Origin of the sequence: Bacillus sp. FSL L8-0199 (assembly GCF_038005705.1) — a bacterium.
GTDB classification, from domain to species: Bacteria; Bacillota; Bacilli; order Bacillales; family Bacillaceae_G; genus Bacillus_A; species Bacillus_A cereus.
In genome coordinates this window covers 1,081,325-1,100,508 of the sequence record NZ_JBBOTS010000001.1, presented here as the reverse complement: position 1 = coordinate 1,100,508, position 19,184 = coordinate 1,081,325, and the positions used below count along the sequence as shown (strand labels likewise).

The window sequence follows — 19,184 nt, the reverse complement described above, 5'->3', positions numbered from 1 at the left end:
AAAAGGTGCTTTTATCTATGCTTCAACCGATTGATTTTCAGCAACATTTTTAAATTGTCGTTTGTGCATCAAAGTTAAGGAAGCGATTGTTCCAAGTGATAATACAACGATAAAGATCATGAGCATTCCTATGTTTTTCCACATGAAGTCAAAGTCTCCACTCGATACGACTGCTTTCAATCCTGATACAGAGTATGTCATCGGTAACCAAGCATTGAATGGTTGTAAAAACTTCGGAATCAATTCTAGTGGGAATGTTCCGGCACTTGTTGTAAGCTGCATAATTAATGTGATGATGGCGATAAAACGGCCTGCATCACCGAATGCTGTTACTAAACATTGAATTAATGCGATAAATGCTAAGCTTGTAACGATGCTAAAGAGTATGAAGTACGGAATACTTTGTACTTCTACACCTAATCCGAACAGTAATATAACATCTGCTACTATCGCTTGAATAATACCGACGGATAGTAAAACACCGAACTTACTAATAAACCAGCTAAACCCTGATTTTGGAACACCGACTGTATCGCGTAATGGGTATACGATAGATAGTAGTAATGCCCCAACGAATAAACCAAGTGATAAGAAATATGGTGTAAATCCAGTTCCATAGTTTGGAACTTCCGCTATTTTTTCCGTCTTCACTTTTACAGGACTTGCAAACATATCATACGTTTTATCCGTCCCTTTTACTTCACCAGTTTTTTCTGCTCCTTCGCCAAGTTTCTCAGCAAGTTCACCTGAACCATCGTTTACTTTTACGAGACCATCCGTTACTTTTCCTGATCCGTCTGCTAGTTTATTAACGCCATCGATTAGCTGGGTTGAGCCAGTTGATAATGTGCCTAAGCCTGTTGTTACTTGACCGGAGCCGTCTGCTAATTGATTTACTCCACCTGCCATTTGATTTGCTCCTACAGATAATGTTCCTAAACCACCTGTTACTTGGCTTGAACCATCTGCTAATTTGGATACCCCTGCTGATAATGTTCCTAAACCGCCTGTTACTTGACCGGAGCCATCTGCTAATTTGGACACCCCTACAGATAATGTTCCTAAACCGCCTGTTACTTGGCTTGAGCCATCTGCTAATTGATTTACTCCACCTGCCATTTGGTTTGCTCCTGCAGACAATGTTCCTAAACCGTCTGTTACTTGACTTGAGCCATCTGCTAATTGATGTACACCACCTGCCATTTGATTTGCTCCTACAGATAATGCACCTAAACCGCCTGTTACTTGACCAGAGCCATCTGCTAATTGATTTATCGCATCAATTAATTGATCGGATTCATTTTTAAATTTATTTGCGCCTTCTTTTGCTACATTTAAATTCTTACCAAACCCTTGGAAATTTTCAACAAATCCTTTTTGTGCACTGGCTAATTTCTCAATACCCTCTGTTAAAGAGTCCAATTTCGCTGTATTCGGTAGTTTGTTTTGTGCATCACTTGTTTTTTGATTTATTTCGCCTTTTAATTGTTTTACTTCTTCATTTAATTTATTTGTTCCACCTGCTACTCCGGTAGATTTTTGTTGAACTGTAGCTGTACTTTTTGCAGCACTTGTTATAAATGGTTGTAACTGCTCTTGATATTCTTTCGGTAAACTCTCGATTTGCTTTTGTAAATTCGCTACATCTTGCGCTGCATTTTTTGCATCTCCTGCTGTTGATTGCGTAAGTTCATTTAACTGATTTACATTCGCCCCAGCTCCATCTATTTTCTCATTTACTGTATTCAATATAGAAGGGCCTTTCGACTGTATTTCCTCTAAACCTGCAGCAGAATTTTTCACTTTACTATTTAAATCTTGCAAACCCTTTTCAATTTTTTGAGAAGCTACCTCTAATTGGTTTTGTCCCCCAACCAGTTGTTCCATACCATTTGATAAATCAGTTGTTCCTGTTTTTAATTCACCGGATTTACTTACTAATTTGTTCAAACCACCGGTCACTTTCTCAGATCCATTACGCAATTCGCCAATACCTTTTTGCATTTCACCCGTTTTGTTATTTAACGTATTTAAACCGTCTGTTACTTTTCCTGACCCATCTACTAATTTTCCGATACCTGTTTGCATCTCACTTGTTTTACTATTTAACGTATTTAAACCGTTCGTTACTTTTCCTGATCCATCTACTAATTTCCCGATACCTGTATTGCTATTTAGTGCATGTAAACCATCTGTTACTTTTCCTGATCCATCTACTAATTTTCCGATACCTGCATTGCTATTTAATACATGTAAACCATCTGTTACTTTTCCTGATCCATCTACTAATTTTCCGATACCTATTTGCATCTCACCTGTTTTACTATTTAACGTATTTAAACCTGCTGTCACTTTCCCAGATCCATCAAATAGTTTCCCAACGCCATCCTTCATCTCCCCAGATTTCCCTTGCAGTGTATGAAGGCCATCCGTCACTTTACTTGAACCATCATGCAGCTCACTTGATCCGTCGTGTAGTTTATTTGCTCCTTCCGCCCCATCTGCTAATCCTTTTGAGACGTCTTGAATGGAATCAAACATTTTCTCTGCATATGTTTTCGTTAACGTGCTTGCTACTTCACCTTTAATTTTTTCAATGGCTGTTCCGCCAATTTGTGAAGATAAGAAGTTCAAACTTTCGTTTGGAATATATTCTAAGTTTAATGGCTTCGGATCGTCTTTTAGTAACGTTGTAGCGTTACTTGAGAAGTCATCTGGAATGCGCACTAACATGTAATACTTTCTACCTTCCATTCCTTTCTTCGCTTCTTTTTCACTTACGAACTCCCATTTAAAACTTTTATTATCTTTTAAATTATCAACGAGCCCTTTTCCGACCTCAATTGGTTTCCCATCAAATACTGCGCCTTTATCTAAATTGACTACTGCAACTGGTAAGTCATCTAACTGTTTATACGGATCCCAAAAAGCCCACAAAAACATCCCTGCATATAAAATTGGTACGAATAAGACCGCAATAATTGGAATTAATATTTTTTTACTTTTTATAATTTCCGTGAACTCTTTCCGAAGTAACTGATTCCCTTTCATAATTTCTCCCCCTTTTATAAAATGACCAAAATGTTCATATAGTCATTTTTACCCAAACAAAAAGGCTATACTTGTTCATACATATGCCTTATCCCTGAATTTATTACTATGCAACTTTTTCTTATTATGATTATAATTTTTCTATATCCCCCCTTAACTTAAATATATGACCGTATTGTTCATTTGGTCATTTTTTATAAAATTAAAAGGATTATCTTAGTTTGACAATCCTTTTAGTAAATAAAGTTCAAATAACTCTGCAATTTTTTCTTTTTCTAGCGGTTCGTGATTTTTTTCCCAATCAAAAATAAGCGATACATATAGACGAAGCATAATAAATGCTGTAATTTCTGGATCACATTTGCTAATTTCACCTTTTTCAATCGCAATTTTTAAATACGATTGAATAACAGAAACGATTTCCACATCAACTTGTTGCATCACTTCTTGTACTTCTTTCGTTCCCATATCGCGCTCTTCTTGAATTAATTTAATCATGAGCTGATGTTCTTTTCTAAATTCCAAGATGCTATATAATGCTCTATGTACATTTTCAAAAAATGAAACATCTGAACGAATTGCACTTTCTGCAACTTGCTTCATTTCTGTAATTAAATTAGAAATAATTTCACCAAATAACTCTTCTTTATTTTTGAAAAAAGTATAAATCGTTCCTTTCCCTACATTCGCTAACTTCGCTACTTGATCCATCGTTGTTGCTTTATAGCCGAACGCTGAAAAAGACTTTGTTGCAGCCTCAATAATAGAACGTTTTCGATCTATTGCCACATCATCACCTCCAAAAATGACCAATTGGATAATATAGTCAATCAGTACATCTTTGATATTACCACACGCTTACATTCTATACAAGTTCTCTTTTTATTATTTCCAGTATAAAAAAATTCCAGTCAGTGTATATCATACTTTCCATAGTTTATCAGAAGAAAAGAGAAAAGGAAAAGATGTTCTAGAGATATACAGCTAAACCTTACTTACCAACAACAAATTTCCTTTTTTTCAAATAATCAAATAAAAAAACAAGAAAATCTTTACAATTAATAGTAATATAGAAAATAGACAAGTTTATCAAAACAGTGGAGGCTTTTTCAGTCATGATGCGTGCACTTCGTTTAAATATAAAGCAAGCTTTTTGTAGTCGTATTTCTTTAATTATGATGCTTAGTGGATTCGTTCTTATTTGCATTTATCACTATTATTATGTAATTCGTTATTTAGGAAACGCAGCAAATGGTCCTATATCAACAGATTTAAAATGGATTGGATTTCGCGACAATGAAATGGATGTTTATTTATTATTAATGCCAGTTATTGCGAGTTTCCCCTTTAGTACAAGTTACAATTCGGATAAGTCCGATGGTTTTAAACCGTTTGTGAGTAAGGGGATTTCTATATTTCCTTATTCAGTAGCGAAATATATCGTTACTTTTTTTTGCGGAGGATTTCTTTATACACTTCCATTCATCTTATCGTTATTATTTTGCAAATTAACCATTCCAGACGGAACACCTACGGTTGGTTCAGGCATCATAAATGCTGATGGAATGTTCGCAAACCTATATTTTGATGCGCCTCTCACTTACATTGCTGTATATATCGGAATTAATTTTTTATTTGCAGGTTTAATGGCCCTTTTAGGACTTGCTGCATCTGTATGGTCACAAAAAGACTATATGGCAATTCTCTTTCCATTCGCAGCCGCCTCCATTCCGTACGTCCTGCTAAATACAATACTTCCTTCAATAGGCGGAGCACCTTTTCATTTATATGATCCGAAACAACCATTGCAAGGCATGTCACCATATATTTTAATGACGCAATGTGCTTTCTTCCTTTTCGTTAGCTTACTTATGTATATACAAGGAGTAAAGCGGGATAGAAAAAAATATAAAAGAAGACTGCAAAAAAGAGAGCGGTGTAGAAAAGCGTTTCAAGTATAATAAAACCCTAATTTCCTTACTATATTGGAAATTAGGGTTTATTTACTATTCACTTATGGCGTACCTGCCAACCCCCATAAAATAACGACCGCTACAAAATAAATCGCTTTAATACCTACAACTAAACATAATGAAACAATTGCATATTTACTTAATTCTCTTCTTGCACCTATTAAAGTGAAAATAACCGCCAAACTAAATGTTATATAAGAAGCTGCTGTATGTATTAAGTTATACGTAATATCTAGATTGCTTGTAAGTCCTGTTATATCAGCTACAAACTGAAGCATGATGATTGTACTAAAAAAAATTGCAAACTGATTCATTACCTTTCCATTTATTTGTAACTGCATTGTTGTCCCCCTTATTAAAAACTAAATATTCAATCAATTTTATCATTAGATTACAAAAAAAGGAATCATCTCTTTATACTATTCTATAACGATGCAAAAAAAGAACGCTTAGTCACCTAAGCGTTCCCCACTTTAAGAAGCCTTCTTCAAATCAATTTGAGCAAGTACTGGGTCGTGGTCACTTACACGTCCGTGTTCTTTCATAATGTTTGAGTTTAAGTGTACTGGGTCTACAATTGTGTGTGGTGCGATATTGTTTGTTACTAAAATATGATCTAACACTTGTGCATTTCCTTCATGAATGTACGTGTAGCGGTTCTCTTTCGGCACTGTGTTTAACATATCTTTTAAGATTGTTCCCTCTAGTGTTTTTAGTGGTTTAGAGAATTCGAAATCGTTCATATCACCTAACACAACAACTGGTGCATTCGTATTCTTTTTCTGAATTCCTTGCACGAAATGATTTACTTCTTGCGCTAACTGAATTCGTTTGTCTTCACTCTTTAATACGAGCGGCTGCACTTTTCCAAATGGCGTTGCATCTCCTAGTTTTGAGTTTAAGTGATTTGCAACGACAACAATGTTTTGTCCTTGGAACATAAATTCTGCCGCTAGCGGTTTACGTGTACTTTCAAACAATGGATTTTCGTCTCCAATACGAACAACATTCTTATCAAGTAACTTCGGTACCGTCGCTAATTTCACGCGTGATGGATTATAGAAGAAGCCGACGCGAATATTCGCTCCTGGTGCTCCTCCATCTTGATTATTGTTTGGAGCGATTTCTACATACTCATACTTCGGTCCACGAATTTCTAGAACTGCATCAATGATACGTTTTGCGCTTAATGACGCATCTATTGTACCGTCATTAATTGATCCGTTATTATCTTGCATTTCCTCTACACCGATAATATCTGGCATTTTTAAATTGTATTTAATAGAATACGCTAACGCTTTTACTTTTTCATCTGTTGTTTCTTTTTTATTCGCCGAGAAGTTTTCAATGTTATATGTAGCAACCGTTAACTTATCAAGACGTGGCTGAATATTTGCCCCTACTTGCTTAAATCCACCATCCACTACAGCTGGCAGTTCTGTTATTGGCGAAATACGGAAAGAACCGTAATCATATCCTACTACCCCTGTTATATCTCCAGTAAAAGTATCTCCTACTTTTGCTACATAATCGCGAGGTACTTTTACAGAAAGGCGCTCTGGGTTTAATTGATTTTCATCTAATAGAGGTGTGCCATATTGTGTTACTATTTTATCTCCACCATTTTTTACTGTTACATATAAATTTCCGTTTTTCTGAGGTGTAATAATTTTTGGTGTTGGCATCGTAACACGCATACCTTCTATACTTTCATAGAAGTCGATTGCATCTTCATTTGGATCAAATAAACCAAATGCATCATTATCAATAATCTGGTCCGGGATTTTCACACCGTTTTCCCCAAGTACAATCGGTGCTGGCAAAGATTGATCTTTTGCGATTACAGCAACGCGGCTCGCTTTAATTTCAGTCGTCGTTAAGTCTGTTTCAAATCGTTCTGCATATCCTGGTCCAACATATTCTTCTACTACTCCATCAACTTGAATAAGATCTCCTACTGCTACATTCGCATCTTTTTTATATACGTACATACCTTCTGAAGTAGCTGGATCATTATCTGGCTGATTATCTTCTATATAAAAGCCGTTTTTATCAAGCGCTGTGACAACGCCTTCCACATTGTTTACTTTCTTCCCGTTGTAAGGAGACATATGTGATTTCCCTTGAATGTCATGAATACGAACCTGTTCATTATTTACGATAATAAATGAAAATGTCGAAATTGCTGAAGGAGTAAGTCCTTCTTTTTCTGCGATTGCTTTCACTACACTATTTTCATTCACTATAATTTGTCCATTATAACGAACGCTTTTATTAGTAGGATTAGAGCCATCTAACGTATAGTAGATTGTTGCGCCTTCTGTATTCGTCGTTAATGTTACCGCTGTTCCTTTAGCAACTTCTCCACCGTTCGGTGAAGCTACTACATCGCTAACACGGTTTTGTCCTTCACCTTGAAACTTATAAGCTGTTACTGATTTTAGACCTGGGTTACTAAAATATAATTCAAGAGTCCCAGTCAAATTAACTTTCTTCCCGATATTTTCAGGGTGATCTTTTACATTCACTGCCGTTCTCACATCACCTTTCGGTAACTGAACGGGCATGATTTTGTCTGGATTCGTTTCGTTTGGCGAATCTGCAATTGCTACGTTTGTATCATCAAACTTAGCTGGATCCTTCGTATATTTAGAAGAACTTTGCGTATATCCAACAATATATCCTTCTACTATCCCCTTCGTTTTCCCTTGCTGCTTAAATACTTGAATTGCTTTTTCTACTGACATAGAAGCAGTTTCTTCTGCTTGCGCTAAAGTTCCAGTAAATGAAAGCAATAGCAAGAATGATAAAAAGACACTTAACAATTTCTTCACAGCCATTTTCCTCTCTCTATTTCATATTTTCTCAGCATTTCTATCATAACAAATGATTCGTTATATAGAATGATATTTCGACAAGTTTTACAAAAAATTTATTTAATTTACAAGCTTTCAAACTACAATACAAAATAATAATTTTACACTTTCTACAAATACACTCTATAATGTTAGAGAGAGAAAACAGAAAATATCGACATTTGATTGGCATGTAAAATGGATTCATTTGAATAGGAGTGATTGGATGGAAGTGCAAACAGAAACATACCGCGCAGCTATGAATGGAACATTAGAACGTCATTTTTCAGATATGATTGCCGTTATACCAACTAGAATTACAATTGAGCAGTTAAAACAGCGACTAGAAACGATCGCTACTAAAGTTGATGATTTAAAAATTGTTTATAGTGATGAGACAAGCCTTATTGTTGAATTACATATGGGTGAAACAGTCATACCGTATGAACTGCATATTGATGAACCGAACGATCCAGAAGGATATAAAATGTACAATAGACAAGATTCTACAATCGTAGATCGTAATTTTGAAGATGCAGCTTTCGGCACTGAAATTTTCACTCGTACGCTATTTGTAGGCGATGTACTGGACTGCTTTTTCCAGCAGTTACAGTTCTTATGGAATCTCGCCCCAGATTTGTTATTTGTAATCGATTCAAGTGCAGCAATGAAAGTGATATCTAGAAGCTATATTGAATATCACGTTGAAAATGAATTATTACCTGACATTCCTGACTTATACGTTATTCATTCCGTTTATGAAGACGATAAAGACGGTGAGCCTACGCAATATTGGTTTCATACACATGGTCTTTTAAGAGCAGGCGTAACTGAAATAGAGTTAATTATTCCAAATCGCATTTCTTCCTACTACGGCATTAGCGATCTCTTTCAAACATTTGCTAATAATGCCGTTGAGAATGGACAAGTCCCTATGAATGAGCCTATCGTTATCGCGCATAGTCAGCAAGGTTCTATACATACAGTCGCTGTTCCGTGGGAAAAAGGATTATCTTATATAGGGCATAAAACGAGTATGGACCAATTATCTTCAATCGAAGATGAAGAAGTGAAACTACAACCAATAGATGCACAAAATACATTCTTAGGCGGAATGGATGCCCGAGATGAATACCATCAATCTCCATCCGTTCTCTTATTCAAATTTAATACTTCAGAAGAATATATTGAAAGTTTTTTCAAAGAACACGAGGAAGCTACAGGGCTCATGTTCTATAAAACAAATAGTGAAACCGATCGTATGGCTTACAATGCGAAAAATACTTTTGGGTATTTCAGCAACATTTTTCACATTGAACAATCAAATGAAGATTTTCGTTTCCTTGCTAAGTTTGGTGTCTCCTACGAAGAAGGAAAAAGTGAACATATGTGGTTTGAAATGCAAAACGTTACGGAAGATTTCATTCAAGGAATACTTATTAATGAACCATATTTTATAAAAGATATGAGTGAAGGAAATAGTTATCATTTAGATTTTGATAACTTAACAGAGTGGGTTATTTATGCAGGAGATGCTGTTATAAAGCCAAATAACTTATATATGTTTATTGGCGAATAAGTATTTTATATAACAAACGAAACGCCTTCAATATGATTGAAGGCGTTTCGTTTATTGTGCGATTAATTCAGCATCTATTACTTTCTCCAAATGAGATAATACACGCTTTGCAGCTTCCTCACCTTGATTAATACAGTCTGGAAGTCCAGCGCCAGCATAGGAGCTACCTGCCAAGTATATACCTGGCAACTCTTTCTCCATAAATGTTGTGAGCTGTTTCATTCGCTCGTTATGGCCTACTGTATATTGAGGCATCGCTTCTTTCCAGCGACTTACGATTGTAAACTCTGGATCCTCTGTAATGTCCATCGTCTTTCGTAAATCTTCTAGTACGAGCTGAACGAGTTCTTCTTCAGTTTGTTCTACAACCGCTTCATCACCAGCACGCCCAACGTAACAGCGAAGGAGTGTTTTTCCTTCTGGCGTTGTATGCGGCCATTTTTTATGCGTCCACGTACATGCTGTAATCGTGTAATCGCTATTTCGTGATACGACAAATCCTGTACCATTAATATCACGCTGGATTGCGGATTTTTGGAAAGCAAGTGCGACATTGGCAACGGATGTGGATGGAATATTACGGAAGAAACGAAACTGCTTGTACTGAGCAAACATGGACGGCAATACTTTATGCGAAGTTGCCACTACGATGGCGTCCGCTTCTATTTCTTTTCCGTTACTAAGAGTAATCGTATAACCATCACCCTGTTTTGCAACTTTTTCAATGCGAGTTCCCTTTATTATCGTACCTTCATGCATCTTTACTTCGAGAGATTCTACGATAGATTCTAAACCTGTTTTCACTGTTTGGAAGATTCCCTTTTTCGGTTCAGCTTTCTCTTTTTTCGGAGCGAGCGTACGCATACCGAGCGAAATACTACGATGTTTCTGCTCAATCTGATACATTTGCGGGAATGTTGACATTAAGCTCATTTCATCAATATCCCCTGCATAAATACCCGATAGTAACGGTTCTATTAAGTTTTCAACCACTTCGTTTCCAAGACGATGTCTGAAAAATTGTCCGAGTGATTGGTCAGATACTGGCTTTGATCTCGGCATTAATAGATCAAAACCAGCTCTTAATTTACCAATTGGGGAGAATAACCCGGAAAATAGAAACGGAGTAATTTGCGTTGGAATTCCCATCATTGATCCGCTCGGCATTTTATGTAACCGATTTTTTACGAGGATAAATGATTGACCAGTCGTATTTTCTACAATTTCATCGCCAAGACCTAATTCTCTCGCTAATCTAGCTGCACTTTCTTTTCTTGCTAAGAAAGAATCCGGTCCGCGCTCAATTGTAAAACCATCTTTTCGAACGGTTTGAATTTTTCCGCCAAGTTTACCCGATGCTTCTATAAGTAATGTATCAATCGGCAAGTTTTTTTCATGAATATTTTTTTGTAAGTTATACATTGCTGTTAATCCAGTGATGCCTCCGCCGACGATCACAACTTTTTTCCTCAAGCAGGCTCCCCCTTTCTTCTTACAGTACAGATTCTTTTTTCTTTAATACAACATCTGTTAAACAATCAATAAATGCGTCCGATGCATTTGGCATTTCTGGACGATAATATTTCGCACCAATTTCATCCGTTACAACTTTACACTCAAAGTCGTTATCATATAAAACTTCTAAATGTTCCGCAACAAATCCAACTGGTGCATATATGAATGAAGTATAACCGTGCTTTTCATTTAGTTCTCTCGTTAAATCTTGTACATCTGGACCAATCCAAGGATCTGGTGTGTTCCCTGCACTTTGCCAGCCTACTGCATAGTTTGCTACTTCCGCTCCGCGCGCGATATAATCCGCTGTTTCATTTAATTGATCTGGATATGGATCGCCCATTGCAATAATTTTCTCTGGTAAACTATGTGCAGATACGATTAATACTGCTTTTTCACGCTCTGCATCTGACATACCGTTATATATACCTTTCACTGCATCAACCCAGTACTGGATGAATTTCGGCTCTTTATACCAGCTATCAATGCCGTGAATTGTTAAGTTTCCAAGTTTCTCAGCTTCTTCTTGTGCTCGTCCAACGTATGATTTCACGCTAAACGTAGAATAGTGAGGTGCAAGAACAAGTGCGATTGCATCTTGTATTCCGTCGTTATGCATATCTTTGACCGCATCTTCAATAAACGGTTCAATATGTTTTAAGCCAAGATACATATGGTACTCTACTTCATCTTGTACTTCATTTAAACGCTTCTCTAACTTCTTAGCTTGCTCTAATGTAATAGTAGCTAAAGGAGAAATACCACCAATTGCACGGTAACGCTCTGTTAAATCTTCTAGCATTTCAGGACTTGGCTTTCTTCCTCTGCGAATATGTGTATAGTAACGTTCAATATCTTCTTCTTTATATGGCGTTCCGTATGCCATTACAAGCAAACCAATTTTCTTTTTCATACAGCAATTCTCCTTTACTTCGCTAACTGCCCTTTAGAGTATTCATGAATAAATGTAGTTAAACGTTTTAATGTATCCGGATTTACTTCTGGGAATACACCGTGACCTAAGTTAAAGATATAACCCGGCTGTTTCATCCCTTGATCTAAAATACCTTTTACATGTTCTTCAATAACAGACCATGGCGCAAGTAAGAATGAAGGGTCCATATTACCTTGTACCGCCTTATGAACGCCACGTGCACGTGCTTCTTCAATCGGTAAGCGCCAGTCTAAGCCGACTACATCAAGCGGTAAGTCGTGCCACTCATTCACTAAGTGTGCAGCTCCTACGCCGTGCATAATCATCGGTACACCCATCTTACGAACTTCTGCAAAAATACGCTCCATTGCTGGTTTAATAAATACGCGATAATCTGCTACATTTACTGTTCCAACCCAAGAATCGAAAATTTGAACTGCTTTTGCTCCTGCGTTTATTTGCGCTTTTAAATATGTAATAACCATATCTGCTAGTTTATCCATTAAAGCGAACCAAGCTTTTGGCTCTGCATACATGAACGCTTTCGTATTATGGTAGTTACGAGATGGACCGCCTTCAATCATATAGCTCGCTAATGTAAATGGAGCTCCTGAAAAACCGATTAACGGTACGTCTAACATTTCTGTCGTTAATAAACGAATTGTATCTAGTATGTACGGTACGTCATCTTCTGGATTGATTTCCCCTAGTTTTTCTACGTCTTGTAAAGAACGGATTGGATTATCAATAACTGGGCCAATACCTGATTTAATTTCTACATCCACACCAATTGCAGGTAGTGGTGACATAATATCTTTATAAAGAATTGCTGCGTCTACGTTATACTGATCAACCGGCAATTTTGTAACGTAAGCACATAACTCTGGATTATGTGTAATTTCAAATAAAGAATACTTTTCTTTAATCTTTCTATATTCCGGCTGTGAACGACCTGCTTGACGCATATACCATGCTGGTACATAATCGGTACGTTCCCCCCTACATGCTTTTAAAAATGTCTCATTTATAGTTCTTACCAAGACCCTTGCTCCCTTCCTTACCAATGCTTCGAATACGTTCGATATTTATCTTTTTTTACTATACAGCTTGTAAAAACAAAATGCATAATATTATGTACGTTGTTCATTAAATTGACACAAACATTCTTAAAAACGCTTACTATTTTCACAACATTCTTATTATAACACAGAGAAAAACTATGGTTTAGCTACTTTTGACTTTTCTCCTTCACGATTCGTTTGTGTATTATATGGTACAACGTAAAAGCTCGGTTTTGAAAATATGTTAACGAACTTTTCCTCATATTCCCCAGCACCATTTACAGTGCTAACATGTGTATGAATTCCGTTCTCCACTCTATAGATTCGGTACATAATTCTGTTATCTGGAAGTGGCGTCCAACTTAATTTTGCTTTAAATAAACCGAAAGGGCTAAATGCTAGTTTCATTTTTACATCTTCAATTTTGCGCAGCCGAATCGGAGCGCCGATTGTTTCTACACCTTCAGGCTTCATAAACTTCTCTTTATGTTCTACATTAGCCTTCGTTAAAATTTTCTTAAACAATTTTGTCGCAGATGCACTTTCTCCTTGCAACTGATGCTCCTTATCCGTGCGATCATAACCAATCCAAACAGCGCCTACTAAGTTAGGTGTATAGCCGACGAACCACATATCTCTTGCTCCCTTATCGTCATTTGGCAATGAAGTTGTACCCGTTTTTCCAGCTAACGCACCGTTATATACACCAACTCTCGCTGTTCCTTCCTTCACAACTCCTTCTAACATTTTCGTCATATACCATGCTGTCTGCTTCGAGAAGATTTTCGTCTCTACTTTTGGAGATTCCCCAATGACTGCACCGTGTCTGTTTAATACTTTATCAATAACGTGCGGCTCAATAATATTTCCATTTGCTAAAAATGAACGATACATTTTTACAAGATCAAATGTTGAAACGCCATTTTTTAGTCCCCCAAGCGCTGTACTTAAACCAGCATCTGCAATATGGACATTTCCTTTTTCTAAATATTGCTTTCCTTCTTCTACCCCTAACTCATTTAATAAAGAAACTGCCGGTACGTTTGCCGACTCTAAAATCGCATCATACATCGTCATTTCTTTTGAATACTCATGATTATAATTTCGAGGTTCATACCCTTCAAAAGAATTTCTTTCATTTGTTAATAAAGAATACGGATTATACTTTTTCGTTTCTAGTGCTGGTGCATAGACAATAAGTGGTTTAAGCACAGAACCTGGCTGTCTTTTTGCGAAAATACGATTAAAACCTCTCGGGACGTACTTTCTTCCGCCAATCGCCGCTTTAATTCCGCCCGTACGATTATCCATTAATAAAAATGCACCTTGCGCCCCTTCTTCTTTCCCAGGAAAATTCCTTGCATCTTGAAACTGGTTATATGCTACCTTTTGAATCTTTTCATCCATAGGTACGACAAACGTATATCCTCCGCGAAGTACTTCTTGATGAGACAACCCGTATAAACGAGCGGCTTCATCTATGACCATATCAATATACGGCATATATGCAAGCTCATTTTCGTCTAAGTTTTTATATAAAGCAATCGTCTTTCCTTGATAACGAACGCTATCTTCGGCAGTCAAATAGCCTTGTTTATGCATAAGTGACAATACTAGATCGCGGCGTTCCTTACTCTTCTCTGCAGAATAGTACGGTGAATATCCGTTTGGTGACTTCGGAAGGCCTGCAAGCATTGCCCCTTCCTCTACTGTTAAATCCTCAACATTTTTATTAAAATACAACTTTGCTGCCGCTTGAATACCGTAAGCCCCATGACCAAAATAAATATGATTCATATACATTTCAAGAATTTGTTGCTTCGTATATTTTTGCTCTAATTGAAGAGAAATTGCGACTTCCTTCAATTTGCGCGTAAATGTTTTTTCACGAGTTAAAAAGACGTTTTTAGCGAGTTGCTGCGTAATGGTACTACCGCCCTCTACCTTCTCTCTAGCTAACGTATCTTTATAAAGAGCACGGAATATAGAGGGATAATCAATCCCTTGATGCTCATAAAAACGAGAATCTTCCACCGCAACAAACGCCTGCTGCACATACTTCGGAATTTGCTCGATCGGTACGAGGTCTCTATTTTCTACGTATAATTTCGTAATTTCTTTCCCTTTCTGGTCAACGATACGTGATGAAGAGTGGAAAACGAGCTGCTTTTCATCCATCATATAGCCACCAGCTAACACGATAAGTTTATAGAGTACAATCGCTACTACGAACGTTGCGACGCCGCCTAATAAAGTCCACTTTACTTTCTTCATACATCGTCCTTCTTTCCAAATGATGGTACATTTATTATTTGAAAAAGAAGTATCTTTATGTATATAATCTTCGAAGTTTTTTAAGAGAGTTGATATAATAGAAACAAACTAGTAAGGGGGCATTAAAATGAAGGCTATTATTTCATACGAAACACCTCTAGAACAAGCACATTTCACTGCAAAAAATGATGAGAAAAATATGTTTTATAAAGAAAATACAGAAGAATCTGTAGAAGGCTCACTTCAGTATGACGTACTAGATGCTGTCGGTGAATTTAAAGGACAACCTGGCTATATCGTTTGTAACAATATTTCTGTAACAGACGAAGGTCGCCCTGTATTTGAAAACCGCTTTAAAAACCGCGCAGGCCTTATTGAAAACGAACCAGGATTCCAAGCGATCCGTGTTCTACGCCCATTAAGTAACGATACATATGTCATCTTAACGATGTGGGAAACAGAGCAAAACTTTAAAGATTGGACAGAATCACGTTCATTCGAAAACGCTCATAAAAAACGCCCTGCACAAGCAGAAGGACAAGCTCAGGCTCAGGCGCATCCACATGCGGAACATCAGAAAAGTATTTTCTCTCGCCCTTCTTTTGTGACTACTTTTGATGTATTAGTTTAATTTTTTTTGAGTTTGGAGTTCGGAAACCGCGGTATGTGAAATTATATCGGCGATTTTTCGAATATATCAGCGCAACTCGAATTATATCAGCGTTTTTCTGAATATATCAGCGCAACTCGAATTATATCAGCGCAACTCGAATTATATCAGCGATTCTTCGAATATATCGACTTATCGACAAATCATGACACAAAAAGGAAACACCATTACACACCGGTGTTTCCTTTTTCTTTGTACCAATTATATATACGAAGTGAATCTTTTTTTCTCATATGCTTTACTTCATAACCTCGCCCAGCTATCGCTACAAGAGTTGTACATAATTCATCCTTTCTTTGAAAATACGATTGATTATAACCTACTGCTTGAACATGTCTTCTTCGCATTATTCCTGTATATTTCGAAAAATTACGATATACAACCGTTAGTTGATTTTCTCTTAATTCATAACCGCCACTTTTATATCTAGCATACGCAAGTAACGAAAACACGATAAATAACGGTAATATAACAAACAATGCAATATATTGTTTTAAATATATACTCACGCTAGCAATTAGAACTGTGAGTATGATACTTATTAACCAGCCCATAATGAAATAACGACGCAACGCTTTTTTTGGTAAGTGAGCGATCTCCGCTTCAATTTCATAAGGTAACTCTAAATATGTGAGAAGGTGCTGTACATCTTTTTTCTTCATAAAAGGATGCAGCATCACTTCATTACTTGCTGCTCCAATACTGTGAATTGCTTCCACTTCAACAGCGCAATAACCAAATGGCTGGCGAAGCATACATTCTTTTACAGTAATCGCTTGAATTCGGTGCAATTTTAAGACAAACTCTTTCTTTTCAAATAACCCTTGAACGATACGAATTTCTTCCCCTTTTCGCTCAATTTTAAAGTTTGCATATTTCAACACATATCCAGCCGTGGAAATAATCCATGAAATTGCCATTAAAATTAATGCTATTACAATTAGTTTATAAACACCGTTTCCCATCACATACGCTTCTACTTTACTTGTGAATCCTTCAGGAAGAACAAAATCAAACTTTGTGTAAAGAAGTACCAGTCCAGAAAACACTAGTCCGAACCGAGCAGATGTAATCGCTGCTGCTAAAACCTCTTTCGCTGTTAACTGATAAACCGTCTTGCTTTCTTCCTCTTCTATTTCTTCTTTTACAGTAGTTTCTTTCTTATGTAATAAAGAGATTAAATGTTTTGCCTCGTCTTCTTTAATACCAGCCAACATCACTTCTGGTTCACTACCACCACCCGCTACTTCTATATTTAACTTCATAAGCCCAAGCATCTGATAAATGACGTTAGAAGACGTACTAACATTTTGCACACGTTCTTTATTTAAATAACTTTCCTTCTTTACAAAAACACCGTGCTTTATATGTAAAATATTATTCTCAATCCAGTACACTTTAAAATACCATTTAATTGCTGAAAAAATAGCCATGATGAATAAAACAACCAGAAGAAAAAGATAAAATAAATACCAAGGTTCCACTTGTTCATCAGGTTTAAATAAAACAAGAATGATAAGAGGCAACAAACTCGCAACTCTAATACCTAACAATATCGTAATCGGATGTTGCCTCTTATACATCCTTATCACTCACTTTCGCAAGTTCTCCAATTTGTCTTTTTAGCTGTTCTGCTTCTTCTTTCGTTAAACCTGGAATACTATGAGAAGTTGCGGCTGTTGAAATGTGTAATTCTGCTAAATTATACTTTCTCATGATCGGCCCTTGCTCAATCGTTACGTGTTGCACACGGATCATCGGAATAAGTACGCGTTTTACAACGAACATTCCCTTTTGAATCTCAATCTCTTCTTCATTTAATCTGTAACTATAATAGCGCTGACGTAAATTTGGAAACACAAAATAATCAAGTGGAATAAATGTAATAGCTCCTGTTACTAATAGTCCAAACAACCAGCCCCACCAGTTAAAGTTAATCATAAAAAAGAAATACGCAATTACGACTGTTAGTATAACTGCCGTCCCAATTAAAGCGTGAATTCGCCACACTTTCAGCATATTAGAATGAATCTCCCTTTCTAACGGCTGCATCTCATCACTCCAATTCTATAAATTTATTACTTATATATTATCAAAAAATAAGATTTTATATACATTTTTGTAAATTTATAGTCAAATAAAAATATATGAATTAAAAGCATATTAAAGAAACACACACCTCAGTTTTGAAAATTATATATTATACATATGAATTATATTGAACTAAAATAAACCTTACATGATTCATGCAAGGTTTATCGTTTTATACACAATATATTTCATTATTGTTGAGATATACTAGCATCGCTTTCAATTCGCTTTTCTTTTTGGCTCAGTTTTTTATCTTTAGATTTTTTTAATGTTAAAGTCATACCAATAAAAATAAAAAGAATTCCTGTTATTTGCATTAAAGTTGGACGGAATCCAGTAAGTACAGTATCTAATAATATTGCCACTGCCGGATCCAAAAAAACTAATATTGAGATTGTTTTTGTAGATAAATAGCGTAAACTATCAAAAAACAGATAATATACTATCCCTGTGTGAATAAAACCAGTAGCTATAATATATGTCCAATTACTTTGAGTGAGGCCACTAAAAGCATCTAAATCTATAAATGGTATTAAAAGAAATATCCCCAAGAATGTTTGTAAAAATGTCATTGCATACGCACTCATTTTGTTAATCCCTTTACCAAATAAAGTTGTAAATGCATAAAAGAGAGCTGCAAGAAATCCCCATATCATACCTGAAGACATTAATGAACCGACAGAGAAACTTCCATCGATACCAGCAATTAATAAAGCTCCTGCAAAACACACAACTATTGAAATGATAGATATTAATGTTAATTTTTCTTTAAAGACGATACTTCCAATTAACAGTACAATTACTGGTGCAAGATGATAAACCGAGATAGCAATTGTAACTGACATATTTTCAAAGGCTTTAAATAAGAAAACCCAATTAAATACTAAGAAAAAGCCACATATTAAAACTTGAATAACTTCTTTTCGTTCCCATTTATCTTGTTTATATTGCCCTGTAAGCAACCAGCATACACTTAAAAATATTGTCGCAAAAATACACCTTACAAACACTAATTCAAACGAAGGTAAGTTTGTTTGAACTGAAAAGAATCCAACTGATCCAAAGATAACCATTGATGCTATCATCTTTAAAGCCGGTACCGTTTTCTCTTGCTTAAAACTTTTTTGAAGCAAATTAATCCCCCTCCAATAAAAACTCGGTTTATAGTGAGAAAAACACCA

At 36.2% G+C, this 19,184-nt stretch carries 14 protein-coding genes; 3 read left to right on the top strand and 11 right to left on the bottom strand.

The window, feature by feature from the left end:
* Positions 1–15 precede the first annotated feature (15 nt).
* Entirely contained in the window at positions 16–3,051 is a 3,036-nt protein-coding gene (locus tag NST86_RS05720) for a YhgE/Pip family protein (protein ID WP_340933329.1), read from the bottom strand.
* 216 nt (positions 3,052–3,267) lie between these two features.
* Positions 3,268–3,840, bottom strand: a complete 573-nt coding sequence (locus NST86_RS05715; RefSeq protein ID WP_000963381.1) for a TetR/AcrR family transcriptional regulator — start codon at positions 3,838–3,840, stop codon at positions 3,268–3,270.
* A 326-nt stretch (positions 3,841–4,166) separates the two neighbouring features.
* Here NST86_RS05715 and NST86_RS05710 point away from each other — a divergent pair, with 326 nt between their 5' ends.
* Positions 4,167–5,012, top strand: a complete 846-nt coding sequence (locus tag NST86_RS05710) for a hypothetical protein (RefSeq protein WP_000984174.1) — start codon at positions 4,167–4,169, stop codon at positions 5,010–5,012.
* A gap of 53 nt (positions 5,013–5,065) precedes the next feature.
* On the opposite strand, the gene NST86_RS05705 is transcribed toward NST86_RS05710, so the two are convergent.
* Complete coding sequence (locus tag NST86_RS05705; protein WP_001176844.1) at positions 5,066–5,365, bottom strand: hypothetical protein; 300 nt, start codon at positions 5,363–5,365, stop codon at positions 5,066–5,068.
* Between the two features lie 132 nt (positions 5,366–5,497).
* Positions 5,498–7,864 (bottom strand): DUF6359 domain-containing protein, encoded by a 2,367-nt coding sequence (locus NST86_RS05700; RefSeq protein WP_227593275.1) that lies wholly within the window; start codon positions 7,862–7,864, stop codon positions 5,498–5,500.
* A 241-nt stretch (positions 7,865–8,105) separates the two neighbouring features.
* On the opposite strand from NST86_RS05700, the gene NST86_RS05695 reads away from it, so the two are divergent.
* Positions 8,106–9,458: a DUF4026 domain-containing protein gene (locus NST86_RS05695; protein WP_227593276.1), complete on the top strand. Its 1,353-nt coding sequence runs from the start codon at positions 8,106–8,108 to the stop codon at positions 9,456–9,458.
* A 51-nt stretch (positions 9,459–9,509) separates the two neighbouring features.
* Here NST86_RS05695 and hemY read toward each other — a convergent pair whose 3' ends face one another.
* From hemY to NST86_RS05675, 4 genes are all read right to left on the bottom strand, one after another.
* Positions 9,510–10,931, bottom strand: coding sequence for a protoporphyrinogen oxidase (gene hemY / locus NST86_RS05690; protein ID WP_001228096.1), 1,422 nt, complete (start codon positions 10,929–10,931; stop codon positions 9,510–9,512).
* A 19-nt stretch (positions 10,932–10,950) separates the two neighbouring features.
* Positions 10,951–11,886 carry a ferrochelatase gene (gene hemH / locus NST86_RS05685; RefSeq protein ID WP_000726774.1) on the bottom strand — a complete coding sequence of 312 codons (936 nt, stop codon included), beginning with the start codon at positions 11,884–11,886 and terminating at the stop codon, positions 10,951–10,953.
* 14 nt (positions 11,887–11,900) lie between these two features.
* Complete coding sequence (hemE, locus tag NST86_RS05680) at positions 11,901–12,947, bottom strand: uroporphyrinogen decarboxylase (protein ID WP_000252605.1); 1,047 nt, start codon at positions 12,945–12,947, stop codon at positions 11,901–11,903.
* Positions 12,948–13,124: 177 nt separating this feature from the next.
* Entirely contained in the window at positions 13,125–15,242 is a 2,118-nt protein-coding gene (locus tag NST86_RS05675; RefSeq protein WP_016117385.1) for a transglycosylase domain-containing protein, read from the bottom strand.
* Positions 15,243–15,369: 127 nt separating this feature from the next.
* Between NST86_RS05675 and hmoB the strand changes: the two genes are divergently transcribed.
* A complete protein-coding gene (gene hmoB, locus NST86_RS05670; protein WP_016117384.1) occupies positions 15,370–15,873 on the top strand; it encodes a heme-degrading monooxygenase HmoB in 504 nt (167 codons plus the stop codon).
* 206 nt (positions 15,874–16,079) lie between these two features.
* Here hmoB and NST86_RS05665 read toward each other — a convergent pair whose 3' ends face one another.
* The 3 genes from NST86_RS05665 to NST86_RS05655 all read right to left on the bottom strand — a co-directional run bounded on the left by NST86_RS05665 (position 16,080) and on the right by NST86_RS05655 (position 19,136).
* A complete protein-coding gene (locus NST86_RS05665; protein WP_227593277.1) occupies positions 16,080–17,495 on the bottom strand; it encodes a PH domain-containing protein in 1,416 nt (471 codons plus the stop codon).
* Positions 17,488–17,964, bottom strand: coding sequence for a PH domain-containing protein (locus NST86_RS05660; protein ID WP_001182725.1), 477 nt, complete (start codon positions 17,962–17,964; stop codon positions 17,488–17,490). Before NST86_RS05660 ends, NST86_RS05665 begins: the two co-directional genes overlap by 8 nt.
* A 230-nt stretch (positions 17,965–18,194) precedes the next feature.
* On the bottom strand, positions 18,195–19,136 hold the full coding sequence (locus NST86_RS05655) for a DMT family transporter (protein ID WP_000939630.1): 942 nt from the start codon (positions 19,134–19,136) through the stop codon (positions 18,195–18,197).
* Between the last annotated feature and the right edge of the window lie 48 nt (positions 19,137–19,184).

Excerpts from the sequence above, each read along its gene's own strand:
- NST86_RS05665 (WP_227593277.1), bottom strand. The coding sequence starts at position 17,495 with ATGTATAAGAGGCAACATCCGATTACGATATTGTTAGGTATTAGAGTT.
- NST86_RS05675 (WP_016117385.1), bottom strand. The coding sequence starts at position 15,242 with ATGAAGAAAGTAAAGTGGACTTTATTAGGCGGCGTCGCAACGTTCGTA.
- NST86_RS05720 (WP_340933329.1), bottom strand. The coding sequence starts at position 3,051 with ATGAAAGGGAATCAGTTACTTCGGAAAGAGTTCACGGAAATTATAAAA.
- hemH (WP_000726774.1), bottom strand. The coding sequence starts at position 11,886 with ATGAAAAAGAAAATTGGTTTGCTTGTAATGGCATACGGAACGCCATAT.
- NST86_RS05660 (WP_001182725.1), bottom strand. The coding sequence starts at position 17,964 with ATGCAGCCGTTAGAAAGGGAGATTCATTCTAATATGCTGAAAGTGTGG.
- hmoB (WP_016117384.1), top strand. The coding sequence starts at position 15,370 with ATGAAGGCTATTATTTCATACGAAACACCTCTAGAACAAGCACATTTC.
- NST86_RS05705 (WP_001176844.1), bottom strand. The coding sequence starts at position 5,365 with ATGCAGTTACAAATAAATGGAAAGGTAATGAATCAGTTTGCAATTTTT.
- NST86_RS05695 (WP_227593276.1), top strand. The coding sequence starts at position 8,106 with ATGGAAGTGCAAACAGAAACATACCGCGCAGCTATGAATGGAACATTA.
- NST86_RS05710 (WP_000984174.1), top strand. The coding sequence starts at position 4,167 with ATGATGCGTGCACTTCGTTTAAATATAAAGCAAGCTTTTTGTAGTCGT.
- NST86_RS05700 (WP_227593275.1), bottom strand. The coding sequence starts at position 7,864 with ATGGCTGTGAAGAAATTGTTAAGTGTCTTTTTATCATTCTTGCTATTG.